This is a genomic window from Hubeiibacter jixunmingi (assembly GCF_041928215.1).
Lineage (GTDB): Bacteria > Pseudomonadota > Gammaproteobacteria > Pseudomonadales > Moraxellaceae > Acinetobacter.
In genome coordinates this window covers 1-16,564 of the sequence record NZ_JBHFHK010000053.1, presented here as the reverse complement: position 1 = coordinate 16,564, position 16,564 = coordinate 1, and the positions used below count along the sequence as shown (strand labels likewise).

Here is a 16,564-nt window from a genome sequence, read left to right as displayed (position 1 = left end):
TGTTTGCTCTAGGTTTAGATTTGTTGATCGAGGGTTTACGTTTGGTGGTGTTTAATAATGATAAGGCTGTATTTCGATAGTTGGTCAGTTTTTTATCCCCTAAACCGCTAAAAGTGGGGTGGGGATGATTTTTGTCGTGTGCAGAGTAAAATAATGTATTGTGGTGGTTTTTTTTGGTGTTTAATCGTTCTTTGTTTTCGAGTGTATCTTATGAAATATTTCTCAATTCTAAAAATCATCTCGCTCAGATGAGAGAAAAACACCTAAAACCACTTGTTGTCCGTTAAATGCCGAATAACCCAATGCAAGATTATTCAGCATGTTTCTTGTTGAAAAGCTTATTATAAGGCTTAAATCACATTAGGCTTTTAACAACGCATTCACCACCGCATCACCCATGGCTTGCGTACCAATCAATTGCATACCTTGTGACATAATGTCACCTGTACGCAAACCTTGATCCAATACTGCACCGACTGCATCTTCAATGGCTTTGGCTGCGTTTTCTTCACGGAAAGTATAACGTAACATCATTGCCACAGACAGAATAGTCGCCAAAGGATTGGCTTTGTCTTGACCTGCGATATCAGGGGCAGAACCATGACATGGCTCGTACATACCTTTACCATTTTCATCTAATGATGCAGATGGCAACATACCGATAGAACCAGTAAGCATTGCCGCTTCGTCTGATAAAATATCACCGAATAAATTGCCTGTCACAATCACGTCAAATTGTTTTGGTGCTTTGACCAATTGCATGGCTGCATTATCGACATACATGTGTGAAAGCTGAATATTTGGATATTGTGCTTGCTGTAAATCGGTTACAGTTTGCTTCCAAAGTTCGGTCACTTCCAACACGTTGGCTTTATCGACAGAACAAACTTTACCACCACGCAAATTCGCCATATCAAAAGCAACTTTGGCAATACGTTTGATTTCACTTTCACTATACACATCGGTGTTATAGCCTTGCTTTTCGCCATTTTCTAGCTCACGAATACCGCGTGGCTGACCAAAGTAAATACCGCCAGTCAATTCACGTACAATCAAAATATCCAATCCTGCTACGACTTCAGGCTTTAAGCTAGATGCATCGGCAAGCTGTGGATACAAAATCGCAGGACGTAAATTGGCAAATAAATTTAAGGCACTACGGATTTTGAGTAAGCCACGTTCTGGGCGAATTGAACGCTCGATATTGTCCCATTTTGGTCCACCGACCGCACCCAATAAAATAGCATCAGCTTGCTGTGCTTGTTGGCTAGTCACGGCTGGATATGGTTCGCCATGTGCATCAATTGCGGCACCACCCAATAAACCATGTTGCCAAGTTAGACCTAAGTCAAACTTTTGATTTACTGCGTCCAGTACTTTTTCAGCAGCAGTCATGATTTCAGGACCGATACCATCGCCTGCAAGAATAAGAATATTTTTTGTCATGTGCATTTCCTTGTTGTAAACAAGCACATCATCTGTACTCGTTAAACGGGTTGTTCAATGAATTCGTAGCTTTTCATCACGTCAAAAGTGCGACAAAAACGACGAATCGGTGTTTGATCTTGGATCAAATCAACGCACAAAGGACCAGGCATAGCGACATTGAGTAAGCTGCCACTGCTTGGTGTACGTTGACGATACATATTAATTTCATACTTATGGTTTGCCATAAAGGTATGAATAAAATGAAATTGTTCAGAACGTTCTTTAGATACAGGGAAGAAACGTACCGCAACTTCATGTTCATTAGGCAATAAAGACAGTGCGTATTGAGGGCGAACTTCAAATACTGAACCTTCTAAACGTAACAAACCACGATTAATCGCTTGTGGTGTTGGTTTTCCGTCTTCAATAATTTGTGTATCGTCTAGCCTTGCAAATTCACAGCCTTCTTTTGCATGACAAGAAAGCTGTATCGGATTAAACGAGCCATAAGTTTGTTGTAATATCTTATAGGTATCAACAACATGCTGCGTATTTTGACAAGCAGTCAAAAGACTTGCCGAAGCCATGATGGCAGCCAGAAAAGCTACTCGCATGAGTCTGAGTCCTTGTGTTTAAGAGAAATAAGACAATTGTAGCTTTTCATCTTAACAAGATAATCCTCATCTGGCTATGCGAAATTGGTATTTTCTGGCAAGCCAATACAGCTATTAGTGCTTTAATTCAGCAAATACCCATGGTCTATCTTGTTTTGCTTTGGCTTCAAAAGCGTGAATCGCATCACTGTCTTGTAAAGTCAAACCAATATCATCCAAGCCATTTAACAGGCAGTGTTTACGGAAAGCATCCACTTCAAATTTGAAGACTGTGCCAGCTGGCGTACGCATTTCTTGGCTTTCCAAATCAACAGTCAGCTGATAGCCTTCATTGGCAGTACATTCTTGGAACAATTGCTCAACTTCGTGTTCTTTTAAAATCACTGGTAACATGCCATTTTTAAAGCTGTTATTATAAAAAATATCAGCAAAACTTGGTGCAATCACAGTACGGAAACCGTATTCTTCCAAAGCCCAAGGTGCATGTTCACGGCTTGAACCACAACCAAAATTATCACGAGCTAACAAAATCGTTGCTCCTTGATAACGTGGCTGGTTTAATACAAAATCAGGATTTTTTGGACGCTTGCTGATATCTTGTCCGATATAGCCTTCATCCAAATAACGTAATTCATCAAATAAATTATCGCCAAAGCCAGTACGTTTGATGGATTTTAAAAACTGCTTTGGAATAATCAAATCTGTATCGACATTGGCACGGTCAAGCGGTGCGGCGATACCTTGTTCAGTGGTGTATTTTTTCATAAAAAATTCCTTAAATTCTACCAAATACAATGTGCATAATGAGTTGTGATTTTGGTATCTTTCGTGATTAGTAAGTTATTATCTAACTTAGCATGAGCAGTAATCAAACGGTCAAAAGGATCTCTGGTAAATTTAAGTGTCGTTGCCATTTTTACGACATTAATCCAAGATTTTTGACAAATCGTTAGTTCAAGCACATCACTAATCATTGCCAATATTTCATCAGCACTATGATTAATTCGACCAATTTCGTGCAAAAACTCCAGCTCAAGCACAACCATTGGTGAAATCAGTAATCGATTATGACCATCTTCCAAAAATTCAATCACTGTTTTAGATAGATGATGCGTACTCGTTTGAGATAACCAAACCAACACATGCGTATCTAGATAGACATCATTTTGGTAATTCATCTGACCATTCCTGCGCCCAATCAACATTGAGCAAATCATCAGGATTGCCATTGATGACATTTGGGTGTGTAATCAATTTTGATAAATCACGTTTTTTTGCTACAGGTTTGATTTCATCAACATAAATTTCATGATTAAACCCTGCAATCATTTTCATAAATACAGGCATAAAATCATCTTGAACATGTATCGTTAATGTTTGCATCACATTCACTCCTAAGTCCACATTGCCCAGCGTACATCAATCAATCTTTTGAGCATTTGATTTTCTATCGCATTATCTTCCCAAGTCGGTAAATCATGGTTTTGTTGCTGATAGTTTTTCCATCAATAGTAAAGAGCAAGCATCTCTTGTTTAGCCCATTGATGCTTTTCATCAGCATCCCAATCAACATGACTTTCATTGCCGATTTCAGGTATCAAATCGCTTTCCTGTTCAATAAAGTCAGTCAATATTTGAAAGCAAGCGTGTAAGATAACACCATCTTTATCATACCAGTTTTCAGACAGGGTATCGATTTTTAAAATATTACTTGGTTTCATAATTTACCGTTAAGCTTTTATCAAAAACGCCGCACATCAACAAAATGCCCTGCAATGGCTGCCGCAGCTGCCATTTCAGGTGAAACCAAATGCGTGCGTCCACCATTACCTTGACGACCTTCAAAGTTACGGTTTGAGGTACTGGCACAATGCTCACCTGCTTGCAATTTGTCAGCATTCATCGCCAAGCACATTGAACAACCAGGTTCACGCCATTCAAAACCAGCATCAGTAAAGATTTTATCCAAACCTTCGGCTTCGGCTTGTTTTTTCACCAAACCAGAACCAGCCACAATCATCGCTTGTTTGATCGAATCAGCGACTTTTTTACCTTTGACAATATCAGCCGCCGCACGCAAATCTTCAATACGCGAATTGGTACATGAACCAATAAATACACGATCCAGTGGAATATCTGCCAAAGATTGACCTGCTGTTAAGCCCATATATTGATAAGCACGCGTCCAGTCACTTTTTTGTACATCATCACGTGCATCATCTAGTGTCGGCACATGTTGTGAAATGCTAATCACCATCTCAGGCGACGTGCCCCAAGAGACTTGTGGTTCAATCTCTTCACCTTGCAAGACCACCACATGATCAAAGACCGCATCATCATCAGAATGCAAAGTATTCCAATAGGCTACTGCTTTATCCCAATCTGCACCTGTTGGGGCATATGGGCGGCCTTTGACATAGTCAATGGTTTTATCATCAGCAGCCACCAAACCAATACGTGCACCGCCTTCAATTGCCATATTACAGACCGTCATACGACCTTCGATAGACATATCACGGAACACTTGACCACCAAATTCAATGGCATATCCTGTACCACCAGCAGTACCGATTTTACCGATAATCGCCAAAACCACGTCTTTTGGTGTCACGCCTTTGCCTAGCTGACCATCGACACGCACCAACATATTTTTCATTTTCTTTTGGACAAGGCATTGCGTTGCTAACACATGTTCGACTTCTGATGTGCCGATACCATGAGCCAAACAACCCAACGCACCATGTGTTGCAGTATGGCTATCACCGCAGACTACCGTCATACCTGGTAAGGTCAAACCTTGCTCAGGACCGACAACGTGTACAATGCCTTGGCGTTCATCATTAATGCTAAATTGCACAACATCAAAGCTATTACAGTTGTCATTTAAAGTTTGTACTTGGATGCGAGAAGTGTCGTCTTCAATCCCTGCGATGCCTTCGCTACGTTCTTTGTGTGATGTGGGTACATTATGGTCAGGTGTGGCGATATTGGCACTCAAACGCCAAGGCTTACGACCAGCCAAAGAAAGACCTTCAAAAGCTTGGGGACTGGTCACTTCATGTAAAAGATGACGATCAATGTAAATCAGGCTAGAGCCGTCATCACGCTGTTGTACTAAATGATCGTTCCATAATTTGTCATAAAGCGTTTTGGCTTGAATTTGACCTTCCATTTTATTTCTCCAAGTATGGATAGTAAATTTTGCTAGGTGATAGTGTAGTCTAGTTTTATGATAAAATAAAATTATATTTTTTATTCAATCGTTAAGAATTATGGAATAAGAAGATTTGTAGCATAAATTAACTTTAATAAAACATTCAAAGTAGTATTGATAAATTAAAATTAATAAAAAATAGCTATCAATTATGCAATAATGTTTAAAAATAGATTATTTATTATGCGAATTAACAGAAAATCGCTTGCTCAACGATATGCTTTATCTTTATACTAAAGTTAATTTATGTCGATGATAAGTATCTAAAAACACGATGAATACCGCCAATTTTGAAGCTTTTGTAAAAGTTATTGAAACAGGTTCTGTTTCTATCGCTGCGGACAAACTCTGCCTTACCCAACCTGCTGTAAGTAAACGTATTCAGCAGGTCGAAGAACATTTTGGAATGACTTTGTTTGAACCGATGGGGCGTGGTGTGCGTGCAACGCAAGCTGCAATGCAACTATACCCTAAGCTAAAAGCATGGTTGATCAGCTTAGATGATATGCAAAAAGAGATTAGTCTGCTACAAGATAAAATCGCAGGTAAACTCAAAATCGGTACTAGCCATCATATTGGCTTGCACTATTTGCCAGAGCATCTAAAAAGCTATACACAGAAATATGAAGAAGTAAGCCTTGAAGTATCATTTATGGATTCTGAACAGGCACACGAGCAGATTCTGTCAGGTGAAATTGATTTGGCATTTTTGACGCTACCACCTGAATTAGATGGTCGTTTGAAATATCAAGCGTTATGGCACGATCCGCTGTGTTTTGTTGCTGCACCTTTCCATCCTTTGAGTCAGCTAAAACATATTCAGCTCAAAGATCTGATGCCTTTTCAAGCGATTTTGCCAGCCAGTCATACATTCACTAGCCAGATTACTTTGTCTGCTTTTGAAAAAGAAGGCTTGAAACCAAAAACCGATATGCGTAACAACTCTTTGGAGTCTATTCGTATGCTGGTGTCGATTGGTTTAGGTTGGTCTTTGTTGCCGCTGACATTATGTCATGATGATTTGGTCGTATTAGATGTCGAATCTGTACAATTAAAACGTCAGTTAGGTTTGGTATATCATCCAGAGCGTTGTATGTCTAAAGCATGTCAGGCTTTGATTGACCAAATGCAAGATGTAAAGTAGTAATATTCCTTAAATTCTCGTCTTATCAAAGACAATTTATCGTATAATCTGAATGACATCGAAAAAAACTGTGAGTAGCGTAATGACCAAAGCCACATTAAATGATATTGATATTATTCTTGAACAAGATATGAGTGCAAGTGCCTTGGCGGAGCATTTGCGTCAAGCATATTTTGAAATCAGTGATGAGCAAGAAGAGTCTTTTTCTGTATTAATCTATAAGCATAAATGCTTGGTCAGTATTGAACCTAAACGTAAAGCTATTCGCCTGTCCATGATTGACCATCTTGCTGATTATAATGAACATTTGTATGCACGTCTGTTTATGGTGGTTAATGAAGCGAATGCATCTTTAGTCAATGTGTCGAGCTTTATTTTTACGCACGAACATGAAGGTGAAGAGCATATCATGCTACGCGTGGATCAATATATCAGTTATCATACTGCATTGATTATGCCACAATTTGTTCGCTTATTACGTCAGTTTGAAGAGATTGATATTGAAATTTTCTTCAATATTATGATGCCAGCGGTGGACTATCAGGCAGATGATACCTTGCAAGATGACTCAGATAAACTCTGGAATTAATTGCTTTACACATGCAAAAAAAGCGTTACCAAATCAATTGGTAACGCTTTTTTTGTAAAATTTTAAATGGTTTTTTAAAACTTAACGAGCACGGTAAGTAATACGACCTTTGCTTAAGTCATAAGGTGTCATTTCTACTTTTACGCTGTCGCCAGTCAAAATACGGATATAGTTTTTACGCATTTTACCAGAGATGTGGGCAATCACTTCATGACCATTTTCTAAACGGACACGGAACATGGTGTTGGGTAAGGTTTCGGTCACAACACCTTCAAATTCAATTAAATCTTCTTTATTGGCCATAGCCTACCTAAATGGATGGTGGAAAAATAGTGGCGTAATTATAGACCCAAATCTAGCTTAGCTCAAGGTTTTATTTTGTATGACATTGATATGTTTTGTACTAACTAGAAAAATAATATCAATCAAGAATGAATAATAGACGATTTTCACAAAATAAAATTGTCATTTTGGTCAATTGCGATTAAGCTAATTTTAAATTCTTCTTTTAATAAAGGATAGGCTGTGTCACAACAAACCGATGCTTCTATACTGCTACGTCTAGGCTATCAAGCTATGCGTCGTGCAGGATTACCGACCGATGAGATATTATATAAAGCAGGCGTTAATCTGAGTAAAATGCAGCATCAAGATCGCACGCCTTTGGCAGCACAGCAGGGCTTTTGGCAGGCATTAGAGCAAGTCACTCAAGATCAGGATATTGGCTTACACCTAGGTGAACACTTACCATTGTATCGTGGGCAAGTGATTGAACATTTGTTTTTGAGTAGCCATAACTTTGGTGAAGGTCTGCATCGTGCTTTACGTTATCAACGTTTGCTTAGTGATGCGTTACAAGCAGAGTTGGTAGTGACCAGTTCGCATTGTTATTTAAGTAATGGTGTGCATGCTGGTGGTGATCGAAAAGTAAATCGACATTTTACAGAGTGCTTTATTTCAGGGGTGTTGCGATTTTTTAAGTTTGTCACTGAGGGACGCTTTGAACCGACTTTTATTGATTTAAATTATACCGATGGTGCAACAGGGGATGAGTATTTTCGAGTTTATGGCTGTCCTGTGAGTCTTGGTCAAAAAGAAACACGAATTTATTTTGATCATGCCATGCTCGAGTATCCACTTTGGCAAGCAGACCCTGATTTGTTGCAACTACATGAAAAATTAGCCATTGAAAAATTACAAGAACTAGCACGTTATGACTTGATTGCAGAGGTACGCCGTGCGGTTGGCTCTAGCTTAGAATGTGGTGAAACGACTTTGGAAACTGTGGCAGCACAGCTCAACATCACGCCAAGACGTCTGCGTAGCCAGCTCAGTGATGCAGAAACCAGTTTTCAACAAATTCTATCAGACTATCGCTGTCGTTTGGCAAAGAAAATGCTCGCAAATACCCACGAAAGCATAGAAAAAATTGTCTATTTGACGGGGTTTTCAGAGCCAAGTACTTTTTATCGAGCCTTCAAACGTTGGACTGGAGAAACTCCTGTTGAATATCGTAAACGTAAACAGACTTCAGACAATACGATGGCTTAGAACTCCGATTCTGCGACAAGTATGTTTAAAAAATAGATATCAATGTTAAAAAGGCTTGTAAAACGAACCGTCTATTGTATAATCGAGAAACAAGGTGAATGCTGAAATATTAATCTATATTTCGTTTTCAGAGTTAAAGTTTTTAAATTTCAAGGAAATATCGTATGGCAATATGGTTCGAACTTAGTCAAAGTACAGATGGTCAATATCATTTTTCACTTAAGACAGAAACAGGCACTTTACTGAAAAGCGAAGCCTATACAACCAAGGCAGCGGCATTGAATGGCATCGAGTCAGTGAAGAAAAATGCTATCGAAGATAAGCGTTATGAACGCAAGGAAGCCAAAAACGGCAAGCCGATGTTCAATTTGAAGGCAGCCAACGGTCAAGTCATTGGCACTAGCCCAATGTATGCAGACAATGCAGCATTAGATGCAGCCATTGCATTGACCAGAGAAGTGAATATCAATACAGAAACCAAAAGTTTGTTGGCATAACTGACTTACTTTCTAAATCAAACAAAAAGGCAGTGTGAATATTTACACTGCCTTTTTTCATACCGAGCATGATCACGTGAGTTCTTTATAGATTCGCTCAAAGCGTTGAGGATTTTCCATAAACCATTGCCCGAAATTATGCGGTGCATCGTCAATAATGATCTCTTTAAAATCAATGGATTGCTGTGCCAAGCTGCTTATACGATAACAGTCAAACACCCCTTGCGGAATGACATTATCAACAGGCGGATGGATGAGATATAATTTTCCTGAGAAAAATGTGAATTGTTGAACAGCATTATTATTTTGCCAGCTGTTTGGCGTGCGAATGGCTTGGCTAAAATGATGGTCAAAAGTCAAATCAAAACAATCTACATGGTATAAAGCAGGACTAAATAATATAAGCTGTTGAATATTCGAAAATTTATCCAAAAGGTTTAACGCATTTTGTCCACCCATACTCAAGGCATAAATATGCAGGCTTTGAATATGAGTTAGATTTGTTTGAGATAAAACATGTTTGATCAAAGTTTGTAATTGTCTATCACGTATAGCGATAGATGATAGTTGGTGAGATGAACTCAAACCATGCCCAGAAAAATCAAAAGTCAGCACATCATAAAATTGTTGCAAATATTCTGCCATGCTTACAAATTGCTGTTGTTTAGCTTGACCAGCACCATGAACAATGATGGCTAATGTTTTGTTGTGCGGATTCGTGCTACGAAAATAACGATAAACAATGTTTTCTTCATCAATTTGTAAGGCTGATTGTTGATAAGGCATTTTATTGATCTCTTAATCAGGCAAGTTCAGCCACGCAGGACCAAGCGGACGTTTTGGTAATTGAAACTGTTCAGGATATTCCGCATGAATAAAATATAGTCCATCAGGTGGTGCGGTAATGCCTGCAGCCTTACGATCTTCGGCAGCAAAAATCGCATCAATATGTTCTACATCATACATGCCTTGCCCAATTTCAAGCAGACAACCCATGATATTGCGTACCATATGATGTAAAAAACCATCAGCTTGAATATCAAGGACTAAGAATTGCCCATGCTGGAATAGGCGACAATGCTTAACGTGGCGTACAGGTTGATTGGACTGGCAAGCAGCAGCACGAAAGCTTTCAAAATTGTGCGTGCCTTCAAATTTTTTCGCTGCCAAAATCATTTTTTCCACGTTCAAAGCATAATAAGCATGCGTGACTTGACCATAAAATAGAGCAGGGCGATGCGGTGCATTATAGACCACATATCGATAGCGTCTAGCACACGCTTTAAAACGGGCATGAAAATCCATATCCATTTCTTGAATCCACTGCAACGCAATGTCTTTTGGAAGTTGAGAGTTTGCACCCATCAGCCATCCACGTTCAGGACGTATGGCAGTCGTGTCAAAATGTGCAATCATATTTGTCGCATGCACACCTGCATCAGTACGCCCTGCACCATGTAAAATGATTGGTTCATCAGCAATTTTACTGAGCACTTTTTCAATCGTTTCTTGAATGCTACGTACACCCGCCTGTTGGGTTTGCCAACCTTTAAAGCGAGTACCACAAAATTCGATACCTACCGCATAACGTTTGGTCAGCTGATTTTCAATCAATTGTTCAGTCATGTTATTCTCAATCATCATAAACTACCAGTATTGATGCCAATCTTCAGCATAGATTAAATTTAACAAAGTCACACGTGCGAAACTATCAGCTTGACTGATGTGATGATCAAATAATACGCCTAGGTCTTTTAACCAATGCCCTGTCGCATAATGCTGTGATAATTCACCATATAAAACTTGACTAGATACAATGACTTGGCAACCTTTTTGCTGTAGCTGTTGTAAATGAGATTGGATATCTTCACTATAAGGTAAATTACCAGAGCCAAAAGCTTGAATGAACAATACTTGAGGTGGTTGAATCATGGTATGTTCTAATTGCTTTGCAAATTGAGCTTTACCATGTGGCAAGACATATATATTTTCGATACGTAATTGATCTAGTTTTTGTTGAACTTGTTGTATGCCATGCGTAGAAAAATCAAATTTATCGATACAATTTAGGTGATTTGATTCTGTTTCATCGACAAATGGCTGACCCATAAATGCATTATTATCATGCGTATGTGCTTTATAGCACGTTGCACCAGCAAATAATTGTTGGTTAAATGCTAGAGCAACGCCTTTGCACATATTACTGATTTGTTCAATTGCAAAATTAAAATTGGCTTGGGCATCAGATTGTGAACGTAAATCTTGACCTAAAATATCCAAAATCGGATATTGGCTTCCTGTAAAAATAATATGATATTGTTGACCAAATAAATGTTGTAAAAAGGCAGATGCATAAGCTAATGTATCTGTACCATGAATAATGATAAATCGTTGATAAGCTTGCTCTGTGGCTAAAAGCCCGATCATTTCTGCCAAGTTTAACCAATCGAAAGCCGTGAGTTCGGTACTGTCTTTGATACTTGGTGCAGCAAAGAAATTTAGATAGGGTTGGGGATAATGATTTTTTAACATGGTCAAAAAATCATTCGCAGGCATAGGTGAGAGTGGTTCACCAATACAGCCAAAAGTACCACCCATATAAATTACAGCAATTTTTTCTAGTAGCTGAGTCATAAACAGATCATTCCGAAGATTGTCATCGTAATCAATTAAAAGAAATAAGGCAGTCTAGTTAGACTGCCTTAGATTATCAATACTTATAAAATTAAGCAATTTTGCTTTCTAATTCCGAAATGCGTTGCTCAAATTTTGCTGAGGTTGATGCTGTTTTGGTTTCGTTCAACAAATCTTTGGCAGCGTCAAGCTGACCTAATCTGATATATTGTTCAACTAAATCAAGATCAATATTTGTTGGCTCAGCATGAATCAATGCAGGGAAGTACTGTACAAATGGATCACGCTCATCCGCATAAATGGCAGGTTCTTCGACCACAGCTACGGCTTCAGGTTCAACATGTGCTACTGTATCAATGCTTGGTGCATCAAAAGTATTACCGTGTACTTCTGGTAGACCAATGTCGTGACCAAAATCAGCATCAGCAACTGAATGATCGAACTGCACACTATCTTGATGCTCAACATGTGTAGGCGTTGCACTGAGTAAATCACTATTTGATAAATCAAATGTGTTATCTTCTAATGCAGGTGCCATTTCTACTTTAGGTGCTACGGCTGGTGCATCAAGATCAAAAGAAAACGCTGTGTCATTTGATAGTGTAGGTGCTTGCACAGCAGGTGCATCAAAGTTCAATGACTGGTCTAAACTCGCTGTATTTGATGCTGGTTTTGTATCTAAACTATCAAAGTTAAAATCAGTATCAAAAGATGAATCTATAGTAAGATCAGCAGACGCGTCGGCTTGAGTTTCAGCCGCTGCAATCTCAGGTAAAATGAGCTCAGGCACACTCACTTCAGGTGTATTGGTCGTTGGTGTTTCGATATGCTCAAAGTTAAAAGTTTGATCGGCTGGTGTATCTAAACTTAACGCATCACTTTCAGTGCTTTTTGGTGTAGACGGGTCTGCGAAATCAAAGCTATACGATTTTTCTGCTGGCAAGTGATTAGGTGCTTGAGAAATATTGATCGTAGAAACTTTTGGATTATCAAAGCTTAATACATTACTGCTTGCATTGCCCACTGACGCTGTAGCTAATGCAGCAGCTTGAATTGGTACAGGTTCTTCAGCAGCAGGTGCAGTAGTGTGAAAATCTAAGCTATTACCAGTTGATGGTGCAAAATCTAAAGTATTACCTGTCGCCACTGGATCGGTGACTGGCTTACTAATACTGGTTGCTGGACTGATGTCAAATGCAAGATTATCAAATGCAGAAGTATCTGGCGTTGGTACAGTGACTTCGATAGGTTCTTCAATCACAGGTGCTTGTGCTGCAAGCTCTGATTGGCGTGCGAGTTCTTGCAATTTGATTTGTTGATAGCTCTCGTGTTCTACATGTAGTTTTTGATAGATTTCATTCAAACCTTGTCTTTCAATACTAGAGAACAACTGTCTTACCGCCAAATCATCATTTTGTAAATGATAAAGATTTAATAAGTTAGCATACAAAGGATACAACGTATTATCATCTTTTAGACTAGCGTTAAGAATACCTTCTGCTTTGGCATAATCTTTTTGTTGAACCAAGATATTAATTTGGCTTTGAATTTGAGCCATATTTACCGTTGGTTTAGCAGGAGCTACAGGTTGATCAACCTCTTCACTTGAAGCACCTTTTTTACCTTTTTTCTTAGATTTGGTATCTTTGCTTGTGTCTTTTGATTTAGTACCCTCTTTTTTGCCTTTTTTCATCTTTAAAAAAGCAATAGCAAGCAATAACAAAACTAGACATGCAACAGCAGCCAAGATAATAGGATTATCCATTATGATATAAGCCCCGATAATAATGTTGTAATAGAAGAAAAATCTGTTTGCAAGGCAACTACACTAGCAAGACCTGTACTTGCAATTGCTGAAACAGTTGCAGGTTTTGCACCAGCTGCTGTTGCATTTGCTGTAGTATTATTGGCAGGTTTTTTGTCTTTGGTTGCATTAAGTTGCTGTTGTAACTCTGCCAAACGTGCATCAAGCATAGCAATGCGTTGCTGTTTTGCTTTAAGCTCTTGGTCCATAGTCTTTACGCGACTTTGTACTTCCCATGTGCCCAAACGCATTTTCTGTATTTGAGAAATCATGCCTTCGGTCACTTTGCCTGCACTTGCTGTACCTTGTCCAGTACCACTTGCTGTACCTGTATTGTTTGCAACAACACTAAGCTGAGGTTTTGCTGGTGCTGGTGTTGCAACGGCAACAGCTGTTGTAGCTGGGGCAGCAGGGCGAGTTTGCTGTCTAGCTGTCCCTTGCTGTGCTGGCTGAGTATTTTGATTACGTGCTGTCGCGTTGTTGTTACTTGTAGCAGGACGCACCGCAGCTTGGTATTCATAAGGTAAGCTTAAAACAGCACCTTGCTTGAGCATATTTGCTTGACCGTTGATAAACGCATCACGATTATTGTCATAAATTTGCTTCATGACTTTGTCAGTAGATACTTTGTTACGGATGGCAATTTGTTGTGCAATTTCCCATAGTGTTTGGTTTGCTTGCACAGTATGTTGATCAACGCCCGCAGCAGAACTGTTATTTGAAGTAGCTGCTTTTTTAGTAGCCTTGTTGTCTTTGCTAGCGTTATTTGCTGTGTTTGTTGTACTCGGTTGCGGACGAGTCTGTGCCGTTACAGGTGGTGTAGCAAGCATTGTTGGTCGAGCATCCGTTAATACAAACGTATTTGGTGCAACATTTTGATTCGGTTGATTAGCAATTGCGGACAGACCAATATTGAGTTTATTTTGGCTTTGAGCTGCTGGTGTGTCGCTTGGTGGTACAGGTTGTGGCGTACCATTTTTTGCAATCAAAGGTGGCGGTAAATTATCGCTAATCGTTAAAGGTTTTTCATTTGTAGAAACAGTTTGGCTTACAGTAGGTAAGTTTACTTTCTTTTCTTCATTTTCATCAACCACAAGTGTCTTAGCTGTTTGTGGTTCAAGTTGTTTTTGCAAACGATCTACACGACTTGGCAATCTACCACGCACTTCGTGAACTTTGGTCTGATCACCGTCATCAACTTTGATAAGTAGGTCAAGTGCAGTGGCTTCGGTAGGTTGGGATGATGTAAGCACAATGACGCCTTCACCTTCACCAGTTCGACGTACATAAAAATTAATGTTCGGCATTTTACGTTCGTCGATGGCTTGTGCTTTACCTGCTTCAAAAGGTTGTGCTAACGAAGCACGCACAGGTCCGTTCCCATTAGCTTCACTAAAAGGAATTTCTGCGTAAAGTGGTTCTCCTTGTGAAGAATCAATCTTTACAGGTTTTAGCACCAAAGCATGGCTTGAAGTGGGTAAAGCCAGCTGAATGCTGACAGCGAGTACCCCAAGTCGATGATGAAATTTCATAGGCTATCCATCTTAATTGTTATGCAAGCGATATGTCATACTAATATAGACATATCGCAAGGTTTTCTCAAGTAAAAAATGCTACGTGCTTCACATTAATTTTGATGTTCGATCAAAATACGCAACATACGGCGTAGTGGTTCAGCAGCACCCCAAAGCAATTGATCACCTACGGTAAACGCACCGAGGTATTCTTTACCCATATTTAGTTTACGTAAACGACCTACTGGAATAGATAACGTTCCTGTCACAGCAACAGGGGTTAAATCTTGCATTGATGCCTCACGTGTGTTTGGCACGACTTTTGCCCATTGGTTAGATTGAGCAATCATGTCTTCAATTTCATTCAATGGTACATCTTGACGCAATTTGATGGTCAATGCTTGTGAGTGACAACGCATTGCACCGATACGCACACAATGTCCATCAATAGGAATAATTTGGCTGTTGCCTAAAATCTTGTTGGTTTCAACTTGACCTTTCCACTCTTCTTTCGATTGACCACTGTCTAATTGCTTATCGATATATGGAATCAATGAACCTGCCAATGGCACGCCAAAATTGGCTTTTGGAAAGTCTTCGCCACGTTGTAATTCAGCAATACGACGGTCGATGTCTAAAATCGCAGATTTTGGATCATCTAGCAAATCTTGTGTATTGTTATACAAATAACCCATACCAGTAATCAATTCACGCATATTTTGTGCGCCAGCACCTGATGCAGCTTGATAAGTCATCGATGTTGCCCATTCCACTAGATTATTTTGGAATAGACTGCCTAAGCCCATCAACATCAATGATACGGTACAGTTACCACCGATATAGTTTTTTACGCCTTTTTGTAAGCCATCTTTGATGACATTAGCATTGACTGGATCAAGTACGATAATCGCACTGTCATCCATACGTAAAGTGCTTGCTGCATCGATCCAGTAACCGTTCCAACCTTCAGCACGCAATTTTGGAAAAATGTCAGACGTATAATCGCCACCTTGACAGGTTAGAATCACATCCATTTGTTTTAGGCTGTTTAAATCACTGGCATCCAATAATTTACAAGCAGATTTATTGGCAAAATTCGGTGCATCACCTCCCGCATTACTGGTCGAAAAATAAAATGGCTCAAAATGGGCAAAATCATTCTCTTCAACCATACGTTGCATCAGCACAGAACCAACCATACCACGCCAGCCAACTAAACCTACTTTCATCAGTGACATCACCTTCTATCTCATCAAGGGTTTTAAGGATTTACAGCAAAAAAGGTACTTCTCATCTAAAAGATGAATACTAATTTGTCAGTATAACAAAAAAGCGGACTCATTCACAGTATTAATACGAATAAAAATATTGAAATGACATGGCATAATTTAGAATATAAAAATCTAAATATGATGACGTCTATAGATATAATCCAAGTCAATTGTTTATATCTGAATATTAGGGTGTGTTGACATACAAAGAAAATCAGTTATTCTGATTATATAGCAAAAGAAATTAATAAATGGCACAAATCCACATAAAATAGAAGAACAGGGTATCAATACAATCTAAACG

Annotated in this window: 18 protein-coding genes; 4 read left to right on the top strand and 14 right to left on the bottom strand. The window is 39.1% G+C overall.

The features are described from left to right. Positions 1-360: 360 nt before the first annotated feature. The 7 genes from leuB to leuC form a co-directional block, all read right to left on the bottom strand. The gene (leuB, locus tag ACEYX7_RS08460) at positions 361-1,446 is read right to left on the bottom strand and encodes a 3-isopropylmalate dehydrogenase (RefSeq protein WP_374804909.1); all 1,086 of its coding nucleotides are present in this window, start codon (positions 1,444-1,446) and stop codon (positions 361-363) included. Positions 1,447-1,487: 41 nt separating this feature from the next. Next, on the bottom strand, positions 1,488-2,042 hold the full coding sequence (locus ACEYX7_RS08455; RefSeq protein ID WP_374804908.1) for a hypothetical protein: 555 nt from the start codon (positions 2,040-2,042) through the stop codon (positions 1,488-1,490). A gap of 114 nt (positions 2,043-2,156) precedes the next feature. Then, positions 2,157-2,807: a 3-isopropylmalate dehydratase small subunit gene (gene leuD / locus ACEYX7_RS08450; protein ID WP_374804907.1), complete on the bottom strand. Its 651-nt coding sequence runs from the start codon at positions 2,805-2,807 to the stop codon at positions 2,157-2,159. A gap of 17 nt (positions 2,808-2,824) precedes the next feature. After that, positions 2,825-3,220 carry a type II toxin-antitoxin system VapC family toxin gene (locus ACEYX7_RS08445; RefSeq protein WP_374804906.1) on the bottom strand — a complete coding sequence of 132 codons (396 nt, stop codon included), beginning with the start codon at positions 3,218-3,220 and terminating at the stop codon, positions 2,825-2,827. Next, positions 3,204-3,425 (bottom strand): hypothetical protein, encoded by a 222-nt coding sequence (locus tag ACEYX7_RS08440; RefSeq protein ID WP_374804905.1) that lies wholly within the window; start codon positions 3,423-3,425, stop codon positions 3,204-3,206. Before ACEYX7_RS08440 ends, ACEYX7_RS08445 begins: the two co-directional genes overlap by 17 nt. A gap of 122 nt (positions 3,426-3,547) precedes the next feature. Beyond that, the gene (locus tag ACEYX7_RS08435; RefSeq protein ID WP_374804904.1) at positions 3,548-3,763 is read right to left on the bottom strand and encodes a hypothetical protein; all 216 of its coding nucleotides are present in this window, start codon (positions 3,761-3,763) and stop codon (positions 3,548-3,550) included. A gap of 20 nt (positions 3,764-3,783) precedes the next feature. Next, entirely contained in the window at positions 3,784-5,214 is a 1,431-nt protein-coding gene (leuC, locus tag ACEYX7_RS08430) for a 3-isopropylmalate dehydratase large subunit (RefSeq protein ID WP_374900435.1), read from the bottom strand. Positions 5,215-5,530: 316 nt separating this feature from the next. Between leuC and ACEYX7_RS08425 the strand changes: the two genes are divergently transcribed. Both ACEYX7_RS08425 and ACEYX7_RS08420 read left to right on the top strand, forming a co-directional pair. After that, a complete protein-coding gene (locus ACEYX7_RS08425) occupies positions 5,531-6,400 on the top strand; it encodes a LysR family transcriptional regulator (protein WP_374804902.1) in 870 nt (289 codons plus the stop codon). A gap of 82 nt (positions 6,401-6,482) precedes the next feature. Further along, positions 6,483-6,989: a hypothetical protein gene (locus tag ACEYX7_RS08420; RefSeq protein WP_374804901.1), complete on the top strand. Its 507-nt coding sequence runs from the start codon at positions 6,483-6,485 to the stop codon at positions 6,987-6,989. An 81-nt stretch (positions 6,990-7,070) separates the two neighbouring features. On the opposite strand, the gene infA is transcribed toward ACEYX7_RS08420, so the two are convergent. After that, a complete protein-coding gene (gene infA / locus ACEYX7_RS08415; RefSeq protein ID WP_374804900.1) occupies positions 7,071-7,292 on the bottom strand; it encodes a translation initiation factor IF-1 in 222 nt (73 codons plus the stop codon). 222 nt (positions 7,293-7,514) lie between these two features. Between infA and ACEYX7_RS08410 the strand changes: the two genes are divergently transcribed. Both ACEYX7_RS08410 and ACEYX7_RS08405 read left to right on the top strand, forming a co-directional pair. Continuing rightward, positions 7,515-8,540, top strand: coding sequence for an AraC family transcriptional regulator (locus ACEYX7_RS08410; protein WP_374804899.1), 1,026 nt, complete (start codon positions 7,515-7,517; stop codon positions 8,538-8,540). Between the two features lie 164 nt (positions 8,541-8,704). Next, positions 8,705-9,037 carry a YegP family protein gene (locus ACEYX7_RS08405; protein WP_374804898.1) on the top strand — a complete coding sequence of 111 codons (333 nt, stop codon included), beginning with the start codon at positions 8,705-8,707 and terminating at the stop codon, positions 9,035-9,037. Between the two features lie 72 nt (positions 9,038-9,109). On the opposite strand, the gene ACEYX7_RS08400 is transcribed toward ACEYX7_RS08405, so the two are convergent. From ACEYX7_RS08400 to asd, 6 genes are all read right to left on the bottom strand, one after another. Further along, a complete protein-coding gene (locus ACEYX7_RS08400) occupies positions 9,110-9,823 on the bottom strand; it encodes an alpha/beta hydrolase (protein ID WP_374806993.1) in 714 nt (237 codons plus the stop codon). 12 nt (positions 9,824-9,835) lie between these two features. After that, positions 9,836-10,663 carry a tRNA pseudouridine(38-40) synthase TruA gene (gene truA, locus ACEYX7_RS08395; protein WP_374804896.1) on the bottom strand — a complete coding sequence of 276 codons (828 nt, stop codon included), beginning with the start codon at positions 10,661-10,663 and terminating at the stop codon, positions 9,836-9,838. 21 nt (positions 10,664-10,684) lie between these two features. Next, positions 10,685-11,671: an asparaginase domain-containing protein gene (locus ACEYX7_RS08390; protein ID WP_374900433.1), complete on the bottom strand. Its 987-nt coding sequence runs from the start codon at positions 11,669-11,671 to the stop codon at positions 10,685-10,687. A gap of 91 nt (positions 11,672-11,762) precedes the next feature. Further along, positions 11,763-13,436, bottom strand: coding sequence for a hypothetical protein (locus ACEYX7_RS08385; RefSeq protein WP_374900431.1), 1,674 nt, complete (start codon positions 13,434-13,436; stop codon positions 11,763-11,765). After that, positions 13,436-15,007, bottom strand: coding sequence for a type IV pilus assembly protein FimV (locus tag ACEYX7_RS08380; protein ID WP_374900430.1), 1,572 nt, complete (start codon positions 15,005-15,007; stop codon positions 13,436-13,438). The genes ACEYX7_RS08385 and ACEYX7_RS08380 overlap by 1 nt, the downstream gene beginning before the upstream one ends. A gap of 95 nt (positions 15,008-15,102) precedes the next feature. Then, positions 15,103-16,218 (bottom strand): aspartate-semialdehyde dehydrogenase, encoded by a 1,116-nt coding sequence (gene asd, locus ACEYX7_RS08375; RefSeq protein WP_374804892.1) that lies wholly within the window; start codon positions 16,216-16,218, stop codon positions 15,103-15,105. Between the last annotated feature and the right edge of the window lie 346 nt (positions 16,219-16,564).